General features: G+C 38.1%; 18 protein-coding genes. 16 read left to right on the top strand and 2 right to left on the bottom strand.

What is annotated here, in order from left to right; translation table 11 throughout:
- Window positions 1-33 precede the first annotated feature (33 nt).
- The 12 genes from MWU82_RS17400 (at window position 34) to MWU82_RS17345 (ending at window position 11,392) form a co-directional block, all read left to right on the top strand.
- Complete coding sequence (locus MWU82_RS17400; RefSeq protein ID WP_247097385.1) at window positions 34-408, top strand: metalloregulator ArsR/SmtB family transcription factor; 375 nt, start codon at window positions 34-36, stop codon at window positions 406-408.
- The gene (gene merTP, locus MWU82_RS17395) at window positions 405-1,019 is read left to right on the top strand and encodes a mercuric transport protein MerTP (protein WP_247097384.1); all 615 of its coding nucleotides are present in this window, start codon (window positions 405-407) and stop codon (window positions 1,017-1,019) included. Before MWU82_RS17400 ends, merTP begins: the two co-directional genes overlap by 4 nt.
- Window positions 1,019-1,240, top strand: coding sequence for a DpnI domain-containing protein (locus MWU82_RS17390; RefSeq protein WP_247097382.1), 222 nt, complete (start codon window positions 1,019-1,021; stop codon window positions 1,238-1,240). Before merTP ends, MWU82_RS17390 begins: the two co-directional genes overlap by 1 nt.
- 214 nt (window positions 1,241-1,454) lie before the next feature.
- Entirely contained in the window at window positions 1,455-1,856 is a 402-nt protein-coding gene (locus MWU82_RS17385) for an ACT domain-containing protein (RefSeq protein WP_247097380.1), read from the top strand.
- A 269-nt stretch (window positions 1,857-2,125) separates the two neighbouring features.
- Complete coding sequence (locus MWU82_RS17380) at window positions 2,126-3,238, top strand: glycoside hydrolase family 88 protein (RefSeq protein ID WP_247097379.1); 1,113 nt, start codon at window positions 2,126-2,128, stop codon at window positions 3,236-3,238.
- A 125-nt stretch (window positions 3,239-3,363) separates the two neighbouring features.
- Window positions 3,364-4,479, top strand: a complete 1,116-nt coding sequence (locus MWU82_RS17375) for a DUF2914 domain-containing protein (protein ID WP_247097377.1) — start codon at window positions 3,364-3,366, stop codon at window positions 4,477-4,479.
- 366 nt (window positions 4,480-4,845) lie between these two features.
- Window positions 4,846-5,379: a sigma-70 family RNA polymerase sigma factor gene (locus MWU82_RS17370; RefSeq protein WP_247097376.1), complete on the top strand. Its 534-nt coding sequence runs from the start codon at window positions 4,846-4,848 to the stop codon at window positions 5,377-5,379.
- A 119-nt stretch (window positions 5,380-5,498) separates the two neighbouring features.
- Complete coding sequence (locus tag MWU82_RS17365) at window positions 5,499-6,197, top strand: VOC family protein (protein WP_247097375.1); 699 nt, start codon at window positions 5,499-5,501, stop codon at window positions 6,195-6,197.
- Between the two features lie 323 nt (window positions 6,198-6,520).
- Window positions 6,521-7,330, top strand: a complete 810-nt coding sequence (locus MWU82_RS17360) for an amidohydrolase family protein (protein ID WP_247097374.1) — start codon at window positions 6,521-6,523, stop codon at window positions 7,328-7,330.
- Window positions 7,331-7,636: 306 nt separating this feature from the next.
- Complete coding sequence (locus MWU82_RS17355) at window positions 7,637-9,814, top strand: amino acid permease (protein WP_247097373.1); 2,178 nt, start codon at window positions 7,637-7,639, stop codon at window positions 9,812-9,814.
- Between the two features lie 182 nt (window positions 9,815-9,996).
- Entirely contained in the window at window positions 9,997-10,419 is a 423-nt protein-coding gene (locus tag MWU82_RS17350; protein ID WP_247097372.1) for a DoxX family protein, read from the top strand.
- Between the two features lie 61 nt (window positions 10,420-10,480).
- The gene (locus MWU82_RS17345) at window positions 10,481-11,392 is read left to right on the top strand and encodes a metallophosphoesterase (RefSeq protein ID WP_215948889.1); all 912 of its coding nucleotides are present in this window, start codon (window positions 10,481-10,483) and stop codon (window positions 11,390-11,392) included.
- Window positions 11,393-11,533: 141 nt separating this feature from the next.
- Here the strand turns inward: MWU82_RS17345 and MWU82_RS17340 are convergent, their stop codons facing one another.
- Window positions 11,534-12,013, bottom strand: a complete 480-nt coding sequence (locus tag MWU82_RS17340; RefSeq protein ID WP_215948888.1) for a Dps family protein — start codon at window positions 12,011-12,013, stop codon at window positions 11,534-11,536.
- A 302-nt stretch (window positions 12,014-12,315) separates the two neighbouring features.
- Here MWU82_RS17340 and MWU82_RS17335 point away from each other — a divergent pair, with 302 nt between their 5' ends.
- The 4 genes from MWU82_RS17335 to MWU82_RS17320 all read left to right on the top strand — a co-directional run bounded on the left by MWU82_RS17335 (window position 12,316) and on the right by MWU82_RS17320 (window position 17,540).
- Window positions 12,316-13,560, top strand: a complete 1,245-nt coding sequence (locus MWU82_RS17335; RefSeq protein ID WP_247097371.1) for an RND transporter — start codon at window positions 12,316-12,318, stop codon at window positions 13,558-13,560.
- 4 nt (window positions 13,561-13,564) lie between these two features.
- Window positions 13,565-14,935, top strand: coding sequence for an ABC transporter permease (locus MWU82_RS17330; protein WP_247097370.1), 1,371 nt, complete (start codon window positions 13,565-13,567; stop codon window positions 14,933-14,935).
- A gap of 66 nt (window positions 14,936-15,001) precedes the next feature.
- Window positions 15,002-16,462, top strand: a complete 1,461-nt coding sequence (locus MWU82_RS17325) for a TolC family protein (protein WP_215948885.1) — start codon at window positions 15,002-15,004, stop codon at window positions 16,460-16,462.
- 139 nt (window positions 16,463-16,601) lie between these two features.
- Entirely contained in the window at window positions 16,602-17,540 is a 939-nt protein-coding gene (locus tag MWU82_RS17320) for a LysR substrate-binding domain-containing protein (protein ID WP_247097369.1), read from the top strand.
- Here MWU82_RS17320 and MWU82_RS17315 read toward each other — a convergent pair whose 3' ends face one another.
- The gene (locus MWU82_RS17315; RefSeq protein WP_215948883.1) at window positions 17,541-17,936 is read right to left on the bottom strand and encodes a hypothetical protein; all 396 of its coding nucleotides are present in this window, start codon (window positions 17,934-17,936) and stop codon (window positions 17,541-17,543) included. It lies immediately after the preceding gene.
- Between the last annotated feature and the right edge of the window lie 194 nt (window positions 17,937-18,130).

Here is an 18,130-nt window from a genome sequence, read left to right as displayed (position 1 = left end):
TGCTTAAATAAGAAATTAATGTAATTTTGTTTTATGGAAAATAATTCATGTATTAGACAACAGGCCGATGTTGAACAAATAAGTCGTTGTAAGGACTTAGTCCTTGAATTAAATGATTCGTTCGACTATTTGGCCAACGGACTTGCCATGGTTGGAAACAGCGTAAGACTCAAAATACTTTATCTACTCTCTGAAGAAAAAAGACTCTGTGTCTGTGATTTGAGTGATATTCTTGGTATGAATGTCTCGGCTATATCCCAACATTTAAGAAAAATGAAAGACAGGAATCTGATTGAGACCGAACGAGAAGCACAGACAATTTTTTATTCCTTGACACCAGAATACGAAAAATTACTAATTCCATTTTTTAAGATCCTCGATAAAAACAAAATTTTGAATATGGTATGAAAAGTGTCAATAAATTATTCGGTGCAGGTCTACTCACTGCCTTTACAGCTTCATTATGTTGTATAACCCCCGTTTTAGCCCTAGTTGCAGGAACTAGCGGAATAGCCTCTGCATTCTCATGGTTAGAACCTTTTAGACCTTTTTTGATCGGAATCACCATTTTAGTACTTGCTTTTGCATGGTATCAAAAACTAATCCCAACGGCTATCCGGACTCGAAAGGAAATAGATTGTGAATGTGAAACTGAACTGAAACCAAAATTCGCACAGTCAAAAACATTTTTGGGAATTATAACTGTTTTTGCGATTGTAATGTTAGCTTTCCCTTATTATTCAAGCATTTTTTACCCAAATACTGCAAAGCAAATTATGGTAGTTGATAAAGCTGATATTAAAACAAAGGAATTTAAAATCAGCGGAATGACCTGTACAAGTTGTGAAGCGAACGTAGACCACGAAGTAAATAAACTAGACGGAATAATAAACTCAAAAGCATCTTACGAAAATGGTAATGCAGTCATTGAATTTGACAGCACCAAGACCAATGAAACAGAAATTGAAAGTGCAATTAATGCTACTGGTTACACAGTAACCGCAAAAAAAGATCACTAATGACTATTCAATTAAAATCAGAAATTACATGTCCAAATTGCGGACATAAAAAAATAGAAAATATGCCAACGGACGCTTGTCAATTCTTTTACGAATGTGACAATTGTAAAACGGTCCTGAAACCTAAGGAAGGAGATTGTTGTGTTTATTGCTCTTACGGAACGGTTTCTTGCCCATCTATACAAGAAAACAAAAGTTCTGACAATTTGGGTTGTTGCTAACCCCTAAAACTTTAACCTTCGCACTTATAAAGTATTAATCCAAACGGACATATTACAGATTACTCAAAACAAGGAAAATCAATACTAATTCAGCAATTCTACGTAAATATTGAAGACTTATTCTTTCAGTTTGTGTAAATTGAGTCGCTAAACGGAATGCTAATTACAGCTCCCACTCTTTGTAAATCTGAATTGACCTTAAAAATTGAAACTAATGGGTGGAGAAACCAACATATCCAGACTAATAAATGAAATGTCCCCTGTTCTGAACCAAGGGGAATACGTATTTTCTACGGTACAAAACTTGGATCGTATAGATAGAAAGGATACCATCTGTGAATTCAAGGAAAAGGAAGGGACAACCATTGTAATTTCCAGAAATAAGGCAGACGAATTAAAGTTACCCTATGAATATGTAGCCTCTTGGATTACCTTAAAAATTCATTCCTCACTGGAAGCAGTAGGTCTAACCGCCGTGTTTTCAACAGCATTGGCAAAAAACAACATAAGTTGTAATGTTATAGCCGGTTATTATCACGACCATATTTTTGTGGATACAAAAGATTCTGAAAAGGCAATGTCTGTTTTAACCGCCCTATCCAATAAGTGCAAATAACAGGCTTCCATGATTAAATGGTTGCGGCCTCACCCCCTATTGCCACTATTATGTAAGTAATATATTTTTCACTGAAATTGCATCATTGTCATAACAACCCCATAATATCCATTTAATTAAAAAGATTTTAACCGAATATTTATTATTATTGACAACTAATATCATTAACAATGGATTTTCCTTATTATTTAAAACCTTTGGAAATAACAAATTGAAGGCTATTAATGCTGTACAACACCAATGATCCACTATAATAATTTAACCAATCAATGAGAAGAGCAACCATTTTTACGTCGTTTTTAGTATTTGCGTTTACCACCATTACACAAGCCCAGGATATAAAGCCGACCGAAGTTACAAAGGTCATGAAGAAAGTGGCCGACTGGCAGATAGACAATTACCAGGGGTTATACAGTGGACATGATAAACCGCACCACCCATTGGACTGGACCAATGGCGCCTTGTATGTAGGTATGGTAAAATGGGCCGCCATGGCCGATAGTGACAAGTATTATGAGTGGCTTAAAGACATTGGGCAAAAACATGAATGGCAATTACACCGTAGAAAATACCATGCCGATGATCATACTGTTGGACAAATGTATATTGATCTGTATAGAAAATATCAGGACAAGGATATGATAGAACCTACCAAGGAACAGTTTAATTTTATCATGTACCATCCTTCACTAAGCTCCCTACATTGGAAGACTCCCTATCATCAGGATCGTTGGAATTGGTGCGATGCCCTTTTCATGTCTCCTCCGGTCTGGGCAAAATTGTACAATGTTACGGGTGAAAAAAAATACCTGGACTTTATGATGACCGAATTCAAGGCAACCACCGATTTCCTGTTCGATAAAAAAGAAAGCCTATACTACAGGGACGAAAGTTATATGGGCAAATTGGACAACGGTACAAAAATATTTTGGGCAAGGGGCAACGGTTGGGTGTTTGCCGGACTCGTTAATATCATGAACGAATTGGATCCACAAAGCAAGGAGTACAAATATTTCCTGAATATTTACAAAAAAATGGCTGCCAAACTGCTGGAGATCCAAACTCCAGAAGGCCACTGGGCCATGAGTTTATTGGGACAAAAATTTTACCCTACTCCAGAAACCAGTGGAACTTCATTTAATGTATACGGTTTGGCTTGGGGCATAAACCAAGGCATTTTGGATAAGTCCACCTACACCCCTGCCGTAAAAAAGGGATGGAACGCCTTGGTGGGCCATGTTACCAATGAAGGAATGTTGGGCTATGTTCAGCCTATTGGTGCCGCACCTGGGAAGGCCTGGGCAGACAAAACTGAAGTTTATGGCACGGGAGCCTTTCTAAGTGCCGGCTCGGAAGTTTATAAGTTGTACGGCGGAAAATAAGATACCCGTAATTATATCTTAAAAATTATTTTACGGTAATCCATAATGTAAAAGAAGTAAAAACTTGTTGATACGGGTCATAGCAATGGCTTTCAATGCTATAATTTTATGTACTTAACAATGAGATGAAAGGAAGCTTGGTACAGTTTAGGAATAACGGATTACTGAGATTTATAAGAAAGCATGAAAAATATGCTCCAATCCTATTTTTCATTGGCGGATTTATATTTGACACCCTTACCTTAGGACGCATAGACCGGCTATATGACCTTAGCGTACTCTGCCTTCATATGACCTCCTTGACCATTACGCTCTACCTCTACAATCTAGCTGATGATGGTAAATGGAACAATACCATACTTGAAAGGTTTAAGGAATATTATCCCTTGGCCATACAATTTTTCTTCGGTGGTCTCTCCAGTGCTTATGTCATTTATTACTCGCGTAGTGTATCCATGTCCAAAACCGTTTTCTTCCTGATCATACTCCTTGTATTACTATTTGCCAATGAAATTTTAAAAAAAAGAATATCCAATAAGTACTTACAGTTCAGCGTATATTTCTTTATCAGTTTCACCTTCTTCACCTTTATGGTACCCGTGTTGATCAAGGAAATGAATCCCAATATATTTATACTTTCGGGTCTAATAAGTTTAATTACTACCCTGGCACTTATCGCTATTATTTATCGTGCAAGTCCTAGCACAAGGGCCGAAATACATCTGGGAAAACTCATTGGAATAGTGTTTTCCATATACCTAATAATCAATATATTCTATTTTTTTAGGCTTATCCCTCCAGTACCCTTTGCCTTGAGCAATGGTATTGTTGCGCATCAAGTTAAGGTAGAAAACAATAACTACCTTGTTACCTATGAAACTGATGAATGGTACGTATTTTGGAGAAAACACAGACTAAAATTCATACAGAAGCCCAATGAAGATGTCTATGTTTTTTCGTCCATATTTGCCCCGACCAGTTTGGAGAAATCGGTATTTCATCGTTGGAAATGGTTTAATAATACAACCCAGGAATGGGAAATTATAGAGGATATCGGTTATGACATCACTGGTGGTAGGGATGGCGGTTATCGCGGTTACACCTATAAAAACAATTTAGTTGAAGGCTTATGGAAAGTGGAGGTGCTTACCCAGGAAGAATTGGTTTTGGGCATAATAGATTTTGAAGTGATCACTAGTGACACCATACAACCAAAGGGATTAACACAGAAAATATTCTGAGTTTTGGTATTACTGTTTATGGCTATATTCCCAAAGAAAGTGGGCTTAGCAGTTGAATAAATTTTTAGAGAGCATTCCTGTAAAAAATATATTTTTTGGGCTCCATAAACCAGTAACTTGTTCCACATGCTGAAATAATGTAGAAAAAAACACACCTTTTTTTGTATCCTTTTAGGCAAGTTTTGGTCTACTTAATAAACTTAAAATCTTTTAGGAATGAATAATTGTAAATGTACCCAGTGCGAATGCACCAAATGTAATTGTGTCAACTGTTTGGAAAAAAACTGTCCGTGCAGCAAATGCGATTGCAATAAATGTGAATGTTGTTAAAAAAAGGTTGGTCTTTCAAGGCCAACCTTGTATATTATGGGTATGAAGATTGAAACGGCAGCCATTTGGAAAAAGCACCATAGTGAAATCTACTTTTTTATTCTGAAAAAAGTGAAGGATGAAGAAGCTACCAGGGAAATAATTCAGAATGCCTTCCTTAAAATCCATCAAAAAATTGACACCTTAAAGGACTCGGAAAAGGTTAGGGCTTGGGTATTTACTATTGTTAGAAATGAAATTGCCAATTATTACAACCTTGCCATCAAAACCTTGCAAAGCCCTTTGAATGAAATTTCATCCACATACGATAGCTACCAGGATTTCTGTTGCTTTGATCGATTTGTAACCAATTTACCCAAACCGTACAAAGAAGTGGTTCATTTGGTTTACCTACAGGGCAAGACCCAGGGACAGGCAGCAGAAATGATGGGAATTAGCTTGGCCAACGTAAAAGCAAGAATTAGGCGCGCTAAATCACTTCTTATCCATAATTTTAATGCTTGCTGTAAATTTGAAATAAACAATGAGGGCAAGCTCGTTGGGGATTCCAACTGCAGTATTTGTAATTAAGGCTCCCGTACTTTCCCTAGCCTATATTGCGGGATGAATGTTCAAGATTTGCTATCTTAGAGGAAGCAGAGGTTTGATCTATGATCAGATTATTTTGCCGGCTAATACATAACCTAAGAATGAAGATCCTGGAACTGACACTATATACTTCCAATATTGAGGGGCAAGCCGAGTTTTACTCCCAAGTTTTGGGATTGGAAATAGTGAAGAAATCTCCGAAAAATGTTACTTTTCCAATTGGCAATACCCTACTCCATTTTGAATTAAAAAAAGAGGCTACCCCATACCATTTTGCGATCAATATCCCTGCCAATAAAGAGGTTGAAGCATTGAAATGGCTTAAGTCCAAACTTTCTATATTGAAGGACGACCAAGATGAGATTATCGATTTTAGGGCCTGGAATGCCAAAGCCATCTACTTCTATGACCAGGACCAAAATATTGTGGAACTCATTGCTCGTAAGAACCTAAGGAATGATTCTGATCAAAATTTTGGAACTGAGCATTTTCTGGAAATATCTGAAATCGGGGTCCCTACAACAGATATTGAAAGGGAATTCAACACCTTAAGAAATGTTTTGGACATCGCAATTTATGATGGCGGATTTGGAAATTTTTGTGCCATCGGCGATGAAAACGGTTTGTTCATCTGCATTGACAGGGACCATAAAAAATGGTACCCTACCAATGATAAAGCCTTTGTATCCGACTTTGAACTAGTTTTACAGGAAAAAGGAAAACAATACCATGTGGAGTTCAACAATGAAAGCTTAAAGGCCGTTAGCCTTAATAACCCATATACCCAGAAAAAACGATAGACCAATGCGCAAAATAAACTATCCCCTCCTTTTAATAATTGCAAGTACCCTTTGGATCATTGTAAGTTTCATTAACTCTTGGAACAAAATGGACTTTGGATTTTGGGCAAGAATCATCACGCTAACGCTATTGATCCTTGCCATGTTGATTACAATTCGCGATACTAAAAAGAATCGAAAAAAAAATGGGGCCAAGAAGTCGAACAAATAAAAAAAGTCCAAGTATATCAGCTTTGTTCAATACTAAAAAAAACAACCTGTTGCCCGTAGCACCCATTGAAAAAAATATTGCATATTACCACAAAACATATAACTAAAAATTTATGATCATAGACGTCCACACACATATCAACAATTACCATGAAGACCGGGTAGTTTCCTTGGAAGAATGCCTAAACCTTCTAACTGAGACCATGCAGGAAAATAAGGTAGATTATTCTTTGGTACTATCTTCCTATAAGGTAAACGAACATAGACCCAGTACCAAGAAGGTGGTGGAAGCCATTAGTGGACGAGATAATCTTGGCGTGGTTGCGGGCATCAGTTATTTGAATTACACCCATAGGGACTTAAAGGAAATAAGTGAATTTCTGGATGAAGGACTTATAAAAGGACTAAAACTTTACCCAGGCTATGAACCCTTTTACCCCAATGACAAAAGGCTACAGGTAGTTTATGACATGGCGGTTGAATACGATATACCAGTAATGTTTCATTCCGGGGACACCTATTCCCCAACGGGAAGGATAAAATACTCCCATCCCATTCATATAGACGACGTAGCCGTGGATTTTCCTGATCTTAAAATAGTCATCTGCCATGTGGGCAATCCTTGGATCAAAGACTGCATGGAAGTAGTGTACAAGAACAAAAATGTCTATAGCGACGTCTCTGGCCTCGTATTGGGCAATTTCTCGTATAAATTTGAAAGATTCATGAAAAATGAATTGGAGGAAATGATTACCTATGCCGGGAATCCCCAGTACCTATTATACGGTACGGACTGGCCCATTTCCAATATGCATTCCTATCTCAACTTTATGAAGCAATTGGATCTTCCTGAAGAAAAAAAGGAACTTATCCTATGGAAGAATGCTGCCGATCTTTTTAAGATCGATGTATCCAAACTTTAGACCATGCCCGCTATTTTATGGTTATCTCAAATTCCGATTTTGAAATTTGTAGATGGTGAACCTGTGGTACAAAAATTCCATGGAAAACTACGGCACATCAAAAATGTTAAAACCAAAGAGCAGAATTTGCGCTTATTCAAAAATAAATGAATATCTTATAGGTAGGTAATAGCGTTAAGAGATTGCGCAATCATAGACTGCCAGTAAATTTATCCATTTCTCTTTTGTGCAAATGGCATGTTCTAAGTTGCTCTTACCTTAAGGCTTTAAGCCAATTACTTTCAGCCCTTTTAACAGAAAACCGATATGACCAAGAAAACTTTTGGGACCTTTGCAGGGGTCTTTACACCTACCACCCTAACTATATTGGGGGTCATTATGTATATACGTCAACCGTGGGTCGTTGGCAATGCAGGGGTTGTGGGAGCCTTGGGCATAGTTTTATTGTCTGTCGCCATCACCTTGACGACGGCCCTTAGCCTATCCTCCATCACCACCAACATTAGAATAGGCAGTGGTGGTGCCTTTAGTTTAATTTCGCAATCCTTGGGCTTGGAAATTGGAGGGGCCATTGGGATTCCCTTTTATTTTGCCCAATCCATAGCCGTTGCCATGTATATTTTCGGTTTCAGGGAAGGGTTACAAACATTGACCCCGGACATTAATCCAGTAATTCTGGATTTGGTCATTTTTGCTGTTGTTATGGGCATTGCCTTTATCAGTACCAGTTTTGCCTTTAAAATTCAATTCGTCATTTTGGGTATCATTGTTTTATCTCTTGTTTCAATCTACGGCTCCCTCTTTGTAAATGAGTTGAATTTTAATATCCAATGGATCGGGCAATATCCTGGTTCGGTGGAAAACGATTTTGGCGGATCTTCCTTTTGGACGGTTTTTGCCGTCTTTTTCCCAGCGGTTACTGGAGTTATGGCAGGAGCAAACATGTCCGGCGATCTCACCAATCCAAGAAAGAGTATTCCTGTTGGTACTATATCTTCCGTAATAATTACCACTATAATTTATATCAGCTTAATTTTTGTTGCAGCCGTTATTGCATCTCCTGACGAACTGGCTAAAAATTATAACATTTTTATAGACAAGGCCCTTTTTGGACCCATTGTCCTAGCGGGTCTTTTGGGTGCTACCCTATCCTCCGCCCTAGGGTCCTTTGTAGGAGCCCCAAGAATATTATTGGCTTTGGGAGAAAAAAACATACTTCCCAAAAGCAAGGAACTCGCCAAAAAATCCAAAAAAGGAGAGCCCGTCAATGCCATGTTAATTACAGCGGGATTGGTGCTATTTGGTATTTCGCTTCGAAATTTAAATACCATTGCCCCTTTGCTTACCATGTTTTTTATGATAACCTATGCCATGGTAAATATAGTAGCACTGGTAGAACAGACCTTGGGATTGCCGAGTTATAGGCCTACCCTAAAAATTCCCATAATTATTCCCGCAATCGGGGCCTTTGGTTCCATTGCGATTATGTTTGTACTGAATGTAATCGTAGCCTTATTTTCCTTGATCTTCATAGTGCTTTTCTACCTCTATCTGGTTAAAATGAACATTAAATCAGCTGCAGGGGATTCTAGAAGTGGTCTATTCACAGCCTTGGCAGAATGGGCCACCAAAAAGACAAATAGTCTAAGACAAGAAAGGGAAGTGAGATCATGGCGCCCGGATTTGTTGATTCCGGTTACCATGCCGAAAGAGCTTAGAAGTTCCTTTAAGCTTATCCATTCCATTATTTACCCCAAAGGTTCCGTAAAGATATTGGCCCTTAGAAATGAAAATGAGATGGAGCAGAGAAACATGGAAAATTTCCTTAAAAACGCTGTTAAGAAATTTAAAGAGAGTGATCTGTCCGTTTCCTATTCCGTAATAGATAACACAGATTTCAATACTACCGTAAATGTAAGTATGCAATCCTTAAACGCTGCTTTCTTTAAACCCAACATCATTTTCATCAGTATAGATACCGCCACCTCCAATTTGTCCTATTACAACAAACTAATAGCCGATACAAAGAAGAATAACTTTGGGATGATTATTTACATACCCTTTGCCACCGCGAGTCTGGCCATTGAAAAAAGCATCAATTTGTGGATGACCAATATTCCGGTAGACTGGAAGGAAACCTTTAGTGTAAATAACAACAACCTATCTGCATTGACCTCCCTTCTTATTTGCCGTAATTGGAAAGGGAACATAGATGTGCATATACTTAATAATAATCCCGATTTGATATTTGGAGAGAATGACATAGAAGATTTAAAGACCATGGTGCGTTTCCCAAAGCGAACCATCATTAAAACACATGAGGGAAATCTGCTCGAAAATGTTTCTAAAGAGAAAAATGCGGATGTCAATATTTTTAATATTGAGGAAGGGGTCACTATTGACGATATGGTCAAAATTGTAAATGATTCCAGAATATCGGCCGTTTTTTGTTCCGACTCAGATTTTGAAAATGTATTGGTATAGAAAAACCTGCCGTGCTTTTTTTATAGAACAACATGCTGCCTTCAATTGCTCTTACATTGGACCAATATGAATTACCCGGGCGTTATTGATAGTGACCATATTGATTAAATAGGAACCCCTAAACCTTTCATATTTCGTTAAAAATGAGTACCTTAGAATAGGTAACATATAATACTACAATTATGGCAACAATTAAATCTTTAAACAAATGGGCCAATGCACATACTTATTATCCCTTGGATTTGTTAAGAGTTGCATTGGGAGTTTTTCTTTTCATGAAAGGCGTGGATTTTATGTCGAATCATCAACAAATGGCAGAAATTATTAAACCCTTCCAAGACATTCCGGGAGGTATGTTGATTATGCATTATGTTGCTCCGGCACATTTTGTAGGTGGGTTTTTATTGGTAATAGGCTTATTGACCCGATGGGCCGTAGTGGCTCAATTACCAATTCTAATTGGTGCAGTATTGGTAAATTTTTTAGGCGAGATGAATGCTAGAAATCTGGTTTTGGCTTCCATAACCTTATTGCTATGTGTATTCTTTATGTTTTATGGTTCGGGAAAACATTCCACTGATTATTATTTAAAAATGCAGAAATAAGGTGATAAACCCCGTAATTAAATTATATTTAATATCTAATTCTTTACGGTTCCACTTTATCATGCCTTATAAAAATACCAGTTTTAATTTCAAGAAGTCCAATTTTACACATTGGATTTTTATGGGAGCGGCATTATTGCTTTTTTCTTGCAAGGATGACCAACAGCCCAAATCCATGGACAATGATGAGTTGACTGAGGAGTCAACCGCTATTTCCTTTACAGCTATTGGGGATGTTCCCTATGACGAGGAACAAAGGGATGGCCTGATCGATATGATATCCAGGCATAATGCCATTGATCCTTCGGAATTTGTTATTCATGTTGGAGACATAAAACCTGGTGCCGTGGAATGTAACGAAACGGTCTACCAGGATGTTTCGGACATATTAAAGACCTTTGAGGCGCCCACCTTTATCGTTTTGGGAGACAATGAATATAACGACTGTACGGACCCACAGCAAGGATTAGAATACTGGAACCAGTACTTCCTGCATTTTAATGAAAATTGGGCTTTTGAACCAGCTGTAACCTACCAGCCCGAGCGTACAGAAAATTTTAGTTGGATAGAGAACAAAGTTTTATTTATAGGAGTTAATCTCGTAGGAAGTCAAGTTCATGACTCCTTGGAATGGCAGACCCGATTAACCCAAAATGGCCAATGGGTTAAAAAACTCCTGGAAGAACATCTGAACAAGGTAGAGGCCATGGTAGTTTTTGGACACGCCAACATAGTGGAAGCCGGCCCTGATAAGTTTAAGCCCTTTACGGATTTGTTTAGATCTGCTGCCCAATCTTTCGGGAAACCGGTTCTAATGGTTCAGGGAGATGGGCACTTTTGGATCAAAAACAAACCCTGGCCAGAACAAAACATTACCCGTCTACAAATAGATGGACGCGACACAGCCGTAAAAATAACCGTAGATACGACACTGGACTACCCTTTTACATTTGATAGGCAGTTTTTGGATTGAACCTCCCAAAATAAGAATCATCCCCAATAGGGATTGTTATGGTATTTTATTGCCAAAACATTGTCCATATTGGGGATGATCTGTAACCTAATAATCCATTTATGGACTATTGGTTTTTATAAAAAATTCAATTGCTTTGGATTAAATTTCCTCCGCCAACCAAGCCTTCATCATCCAAACGGTTTTTTCCTGTTCGGTGATAAACTCGCTCATCATAGAATTGGTACCTTCATCGGAGGCCTCGTCAGAAGCATCCAAAATTGCCCTTTCAATTACCAATAACCCGCTAAGCGACTCCACTATTAAACGAATAGCATCCTCATCTTTGGTTATATTTTTACCTACCGGCACTTTAGAATTCTCTATATAATCCTCAAAAGTATGTAAGGGTACACCCCCCAGGGTAAGTATACGCTCTGCTATTTCATCCACTTTAAGATTGGCATCGGTATACAATTCTTCAAATTTCACATGAAGATCAAAAAACCTTTTCCCTTTTATATTCCAATGAATTCCCCTGAGATTTTGATAGTAGCGTTGGAAATTTGCCAATAATTGATTTAAATCCTTACTTAACGATTTTGATTTGGCAACATCCAAACCTATACTGTTTAATTGCATAATTTGTCTTTTTAATTATACCCCTAAATTACAGAAATCCCTTTCCTAAAGATGCTTAGATTTATTGATAGATTTTATGATGGTATAGTAATATAAGATAGGAAGAAAGTAAGGTTTAGCAATGGTATGATTCTTGATACAAATACTAATAATTTAACATAAAAATTTAAAGAAACTCAAGAATTAATCCCTTGGCATCAATTTTGCTGATTAATTAAGAAAATAATAACAAAATATTCTCTTGATTATAGAGGTACTAGTTTAAATTTGATTACTCCCCCCTTCAACTAAACCACCTAAAAATGAATAAAAAAAAACTACTCCTATTTGGTATCCCCATTGTTCTTATTCTTGTAGGTTACACCTTGTTCGGAAACACCGCCGATGAAGATGTAGCCATTACCACCAAAGTGGTAAAGGGCGAGTTTGTAAATGAAGTAATTATTTCCGGAGAGGCCCAATCCACCAGTTTGAAAAAAATCAATGGCCCGGATGACATCAGAAAATTCAAACTGCGTGACGTAAAAATCCAAGATCTTATTCCTGAAGGTTCACTGGTGAAGGAAGGCGACTATGTAGGGCGATTGGATCCCTCAGAAGTGAACGAGCAGATTTTGGACGCTCAATTAAACTTGGAAACTGCCCAGTCCAAATACACTCAAGAACAGCTGGACACTACCCTTACCTTGAAACAGGAGCGGACAGCTATAAAAGATCTGCTATTTGATATCCAAGAAAACAAGTTGGAGCTCAAACAATCTATCTACGAGCCGCCGGCCACAATTAAAAAGTTGGAAATAAATATTGAACGCCTGGAACGCGATCTAAAGGAGAAAACCGAGGATTACAAAATTAAGGAACAGAAAGCCATGGCCAAGATGGTGGAGGTCGGAACTGAAGTATCCAAAATAAGCAAAATGCTGGAGGAACTAAGAAATCTTCAAAAATCCTTCACCATTCATTCCGATGCCAATGGAATGGTAACTTACGCCAAAAACTGGGATGGCTCCAAAAGAAAGGTGGGTTCGTCCATAAGTATGTGGGACCCTGCAATTGCCACCTTACCGGACCTCACCAAAATGGAATCCAAGACCTATGCCAATGAGGTGGACATCAGAAAGATAAAAAAAGACCTTCCTGTTATTATTGGTTTTGATGCATTTCCTGATGTAACCGTAAAAGGAACCATTACCAACGTGGCCAATGTAGGGGAAGAGAAACGCGGTTCGGATATTAAACTTTTTCAGGTACTGGTAAACTTTGACGAGAATAATGAAAATGTAAGGCCAGGAATGACCACCTCCAATAGAATCCTTATCCATAAGGAAGAGGAGGTTCTAATGATACCGCTGGAAGCGGTATTTTCCCAAGATTCCATAAGTTTTGTGTACGCCAAGTCCGGCTTATCCATTGATAAAAAGGAAATTGAGATGGGCGAATCCAATTTGGATGTAGTAATTATCAAAAATGGTCTAAATGAGAATGAAGTTGTATATCTGAGCAAACCCGAAGGACTGGAAGAAAAGGGCATACTGTCTTTAAATTAGACTCATGATAGACAAGATACTTCTAGAACAGATTGTCTCTAATTTCAGGGAAGCCATTCGCGTGGTAACAATCAACAAGGTTAGAACTTTTTTAACGGCATTGGGAATCATATTTGGCGTTGCAGCCGTAATTACAATGCTGTCTATAGGGAATGGGGCCGAAAAGGAAATTTTGGCACAACTGGAACTGGTAGGCGTTAACAACATTGTGGTAACACCCATTCCTGACGAAGAAGATGAAAACACCAGTGAGGAAGAGGAAGGTGCCCAGGAAACTACCCGATTTTCAAAGGGACTGGATCTCTTGGATGTAGCCAGTATTGCAAATAATATTCCTACTATAAAAGCCATTAGTCCAGAGATAATCCTAGAAACCTACGTGATCAATAAGGGTAGGCAAAATTCGGTGAAATTAATTGGGGTCAACAATTCCTTTTTTGAAACTTCCAATATTCATATAGGAAAAGGAAGCAACTTCTCCCAAGAACATTTGGTAAATGCTTCTTCAGTCTGTATCATTGGTGAAAAGGTAGAAAAGAAATTGTTTCCTGGTGAGAGTGCCATTGGCAAGCAAATTAAGGTAAAGGACGTTTGGCTTAAGGTCATTGGAATAATAGAGGAAAAACTCATTTCGGAAAAAGCACAGGAAAACCTGGGCATTAGAGATCTGAACCAGGACATATATGTTCCAGTTAAGACCTTTTTGGTTAGATATAAGGATAGAAAGATCATATCGGACCAACCCTTGGATTTTAGTGGTGGAGGCATGATCATCATTAGTGGTGCCAATAATGGACCCAAGAAAAGGATCCCTAGGGGCAATTACCATCAATTGGACAAATTAACGGTCCAGGTAAATAATTCCAATGAGCTTAAAGCGACTGCGGAAGTATTGAGCAAACTTCTCAAAAGAAAACATAACGAGGTGTTGGATTTTGAAATTACCATTCCTATACAACTGCTAAAACAGCAGCAGAAAACCAAACAGATATTTAATATTGTACTCAGCGTTATTGCCGGGATATCCCTTCTTATAGGTGGTATCGGCATTATGAATATTATGTTGGCCTCTGTATTGGAACGCACAAAGGAAATAGGCATCATGAGGGCCATTGGAGCCACCAAACAAGATGTAATCCTACAGTTTTTATCAGAGTCCGTCCTCATAAGTTTGGGCGGAGGTATAATAGGTATATTATTGGGAATTGTAGCGTCGTATGGATTGGAATTGGCAACGGGAATAGAAACCATCCTTTCATTGAACTCCATTGTTTTATCCTTTTTTGTAGCCACTTTTATAGGGCTTGCGTTTGGAGTTCTACCTGCTAAATCGGCGGCCAACAAGAATCCAATTGAAGCCATAAGACGTGAATAGAAATATTTTCCAGATAACACCAAGAACAATTGCCCTCCCCCATTTTATCAATCAAAATAGTCCAATATGAAAAAATGTATTGTGTTGTTATTCCTATGTACAAACCTAATTGTCCTGGGACAGTCCAAAAAGCTAACACTAACGGAAGCCATAGAAATGGCGAAGAAGAACTCCCCCGAATACCAAGCCGTCCTAAACCAATCCCAAGCCAGCTATTGGAAGTACAGGACCTACATGGCCGAATTTCTGCCCCAATTTAGATTAATTGCTACGGTACCGGATTACTCCAATTCTATTCAAAGGATTACCAATGATGAAGGACAGGATATTTTCGTAAGTCAAAACCAATCGAGAATTGATGGGCGACTTGCCATTACCCAGCAAGTACCTTTTACGGGAGGAGACTTTTCCCTAATTTCCCAAATACAACGGGTGGATCGCTATGGTGATATTGAATCCAGTAATTACTCCCTAACCCCGTTTTCCCTGAATTACTATCAGAACTCCCTATTCTTTAATCCATATAAGTGGGACCGGCAAATAGAACCCTTAAAATATGAAGAATCCAAACGCGAATTCATAGAACGTATGGAAGATATTTCCCTAAGCAGTTGCCAGCGTTATTTTGGCCTTCTGACCGCGCAAATGAGATTAAAGAATTCCCAGAATAATTTAGCAACCCAAGACACCTTGTTGCAGATTGCCAAAGGAAGGTTTGAGATTGGAAAAATAGCCGAGAACGAATTATTGCAAATGGAACTTGGGCATCTAAATTCAAAAAATGAAGTAACTACCAATACCATCTCCCTTAAAAGGACTTCACAAAATTTAGCCCGCTATCTGGAACTGGAAACCGAAGATATAGAACTGTTCATTCCTGAGAAATTGGTAGATTTTGATGTAAGCGTGGAGACCGCCCTGGATGAAGCTACACATAACAGAAAATCCGTGATAGAATTTAGAAGGAGACGTTTGGAGGCGGAAAGAAACCTTGCAGAAATAAAAGGCACCAATAGATTGGAAATTAATGTCAATGCCAATTTTGGATTAAACAAACGCGCCGAGGATTATGACGCCCTTTTCCAAGACTACGATAGACAACAAAACGTTTCTGTATCCCTGGGCATTCCCATTTTCGATTGGGGGGTATCCAAGTCCAGAAGAAAAATGGGAGAAGCCGATCTAGGTCTGGTAGAAACAAATATTGAACAGGAACAACAAGCCTTTGAACAGGAAATTTACCTACACATCTTAAATTGGTCAAGCAAAAGGGATTTTCTGGCTACCTCGGAAAAGGCCAAAGAGATTGCCATTAAGCGCTATCAAATTACCAAAGAGCGATATATTCTAGGAAAAATTACCATTACGGATCTTAATTTGGCGCAACAGGAAAAAGACAAGGCAGAACTGGAATACCTAAATTCTTTGCAAAATTTCTGGACAGACTACTATACCTTGAGAAAGCTGACACTTTACGATTTTATCAATGACAAAAAAATTGAAGCGGAGAATATTATTATTGATTAAAAGCCCTTGATAAAAAGAAACAGATCCAACAACCGCCCTCAAAAATTATAGGTTGGTAAAAAAGATTTTATAAGTAAGGGTCGAACAGCATAGGTTTTGTTTATAGTTTTCCTAATTTTATCACTTTAAATAACACTTCATGACCATTACACAATTGCAATATGTACTAGCCGTTGCCGAGTACCAGAATTTTACCTTAGCGGCCGAAAAAAGCTTTGTTACCCAACCTACATTAAGTATGCAGGTCCAAAAACTGGAGGACGAGTTGGACATATTAATTTTCGATAGGAGCAAAAAACCTATTACCATAACAGAAGTAGGCGCCAAAATAGTTGCCCAGGCCAAGAATATTGTCAATGAAGCCAACCGTATTAAGGACATAGTAGATCAGGAAAAAGGTTTTATAGGCGGTGAGTTTACCCTTGGGATCATCCCTACCATTATGCCAACCTTATTGCCCATGTTCCTGAGGACTTTTATAAAAAAATATCCTAAGGTGAACCTGATCATTAAAGAGCAAAACACGGAGAATTTAATCCGTAACCTTCAAGATGGCCATATAGATGCAGCTATAGCGGCTACGCCTTTGGAAATCGAATTTATTAAGGAACGCCCATTATATTACGAACCTTTTGTGGGCTATGTACCACCTAATCATAGGCTGGGAAAAATAACGGAATTAGTACCCGAAGATTTGGAAATTTCGGATGTGCTGCTTTTAAGGGACGGACATTGTTTTAGGGATGGCGTCATAAATTTGTGCAATGCCTCAAAAAATTATCAGGAAGAGCACTTTCAATTACAGAGCGGTAGTTTTGAAACCCTGATCAACCTTTCCAATGAAGGATTGGGGATGACCCTCCTACCTTTCCTCAATACAATTGAACTGGATGATAAAAAGAAGCAGAACCTTAAATTCTTTAAAAATCCTTCTCCCGCTCGGGAAGTAAGTCTAATTTATCATAAAAGCGAACTTAAAATACAAATTACAGAAGCATTATATGATGTTATTGCCAGTGTAGTAAGAGGTGCCATTGCTTTTCAGGATGTGAAAATTATTAGTCCGTTAAACAAATAATTATTCTATTTTCCGATATTTATACGAACATTCCTCAATACAGCCTACATTGGATAGGATAAGTCTTCCTTCGGCGAAATTCATATTAAAATTGGTCTCTATTGCATTGTTTTCACAGTGATATCTCAATGTTAGTACTTGGTCATTTGTACTGTAAACTCCAATAACAATACCACCGCAAGCCTTTTCATTGTGTGTATATGCACCATTGGCCTTAAATTCAAATATTGGTCCGTTCATCACTGTCGTCCAATTTTCGACTATATCGCCGGGGCTAATTTTAGTGGCTTCCAATTGCCATTTTCCAAGAAGTTCATTGGTAATTAGGGGCAAGGTATCTTCATCCTTACCACAACTTAGAAGGAATAGAATACATAGGTAGGTCAATTGTTTCATTATATATAATATTGGGGGTCCGCCATTATATACGGTTCAATTAGCCTAAATAGTTGTCTTTAAAGTCTAAGAAGTCTTAAAAACTAAATCTGCCACAAAGGATTGAGTCGTCCTAAAATAGGTTGACGGTTTTTAAAGAATATATATTAGACCTGTGAAGTTAACTTCACAGGTTTTTTGTTATGTATAAAATT

This window comes from Arenibacter sp. S6351L (assembly GCF_023016025.1).
Lineage (GTDB): Bacteria > Bacteroidota > Bacteroidia > Flavobacteriales > Flavobacteriaceae > Arenibacter > Arenibacter algicola_B.
This window is presented reverse-complemented; position numbering and strand designations above follow the sequence as displayed.

What these genes read in the sequence shown, in the direction of transcription:
- MWU82_RS17400 (WP_247097385.1), top strand. Translation starts at nt 34, where the DNA reads ATGGAAAATAATTCATGTATTAGACAACAGGCCGATGTTGAACAAATA.
- merTP (WP_247097384.1), top strand. Translation starts at nt 405, where the DNA reads ATGAAAAGTGTCAATAAATTATTCGGTGCAGGTCTACTCACTGCCTTT.
- MWU82_RS17390 (WP_247097382.1), top strand. Translation starts at nt 1,019, where the DNA reads ATGACTATTCAATTAAAATCAGAAATTACATGTCCAAATTGCGGACAT.
- MWU82_RS17385 (WP_247097380.1), top strand. Translation starts at nt 1,455, where the DNA reads ATGGGTGGAGAAACCAACATATCCAGACTAATAAATGAAATGTCCCCT.
- MWU82_RS17380 (WP_247097379.1), top strand. Translation starts at nt 2,126, where the DNA reads ATGAGAAGAGCAACCATTTTTACGTCGTTTTTAGTATTTGCGTTTACC.
- MWU82_RS17375 (WP_247097377.1), top strand. Translation starts at nt 3,364, where the DNA reads ATGAAAGGAAGCTTGGTACAGTTTAGGAATAACGGATTACTGAGATTT.
- MWU82_RS17370 (WP_247097376.1), top strand. Translation starts at nt 4,846, where the DNA reads ATGGGTATGAAGATTGAAACGGCAGCCATTTGGAAAAAGCACCATAGT.
- MWU82_RS17365 (WP_247097375.1), top strand. Translation starts at nt 5,499, where the DNA reads ATGAAGATCCTGGAACTGACACTATATACTTCCAATATTGAGGGGCAA.
- MWU82_RS17360 (WP_247097374.1), top strand. Translation starts at nt 6,521, where the DNA reads ATGATCATAGACGTCCACACACATATCAACAATTACCATGAAGACCGG.
- MWU82_RS17355 (WP_247097373.1), top strand. Translation starts at nt 7,637, where the DNA reads ATGACCAAGAAAACTTTTGGGACCTTTGCAGGGGTCTTTACACCTACC.
- MWU82_RS17350 (WP_247097372.1), top strand. Translation starts at nt 9,997, where the DNA reads ATGGCAACAATTAAATCTTTAAACAAATGGGCCAATGCACATACTTAT.
- MWU82_RS17345 (WP_215948889.1), top strand. Translation starts at nt 10,481, where the DNA reads ATGCCTTATAAAAATACCAGTTTTAATTTCAAGAAGTCCAATTTTACA.
- MWU82_RS17340 (WP_215948888.1), bottom strand. Translation starts at nt 12,013, where the DNA reads ATGCAATTAAACAGTATAGGTTTGGATGTTGCCAAATCAAAATCGTTA.
- MWU82_RS17335 (WP_247097371.1), top strand. Translation starts at nt 12,316, where the DNA reads ATGAATAAAAAAAAACTACTCCTATTTGGTATCCCCATTGTTCTTATT.
- MWU82_RS17330 (WP_247097370.1), top strand. Translation starts at nt 13,565, where the DNA reads ATGATAGACAAGATACTTCTAGAACAGATTGTCTCTAATTTCAGGGAA.
- MWU82_RS17325 (WP_215948885.1), top strand. Translation starts at nt 15,002, where the DNA reads ATGAAAAAATGTATTGTGTTGTTATTCCTATGTACAAACCTAATTGTC.
- MWU82_RS17320 (WP_247097369.1), top strand. Translation starts at nt 16,602, where the DNA reads ATGACCATTACACAATTGCAATATGTACTAGCCGTTGCCGAGTACCAG.
- MWU82_RS17315 (WP_215948883.1), bottom strand. Translation starts at nt 17,936, where the DNA reads ATGAAACAATTGACCTACCTATGTATTCTATTCCTTCTAAGTTGTGGT.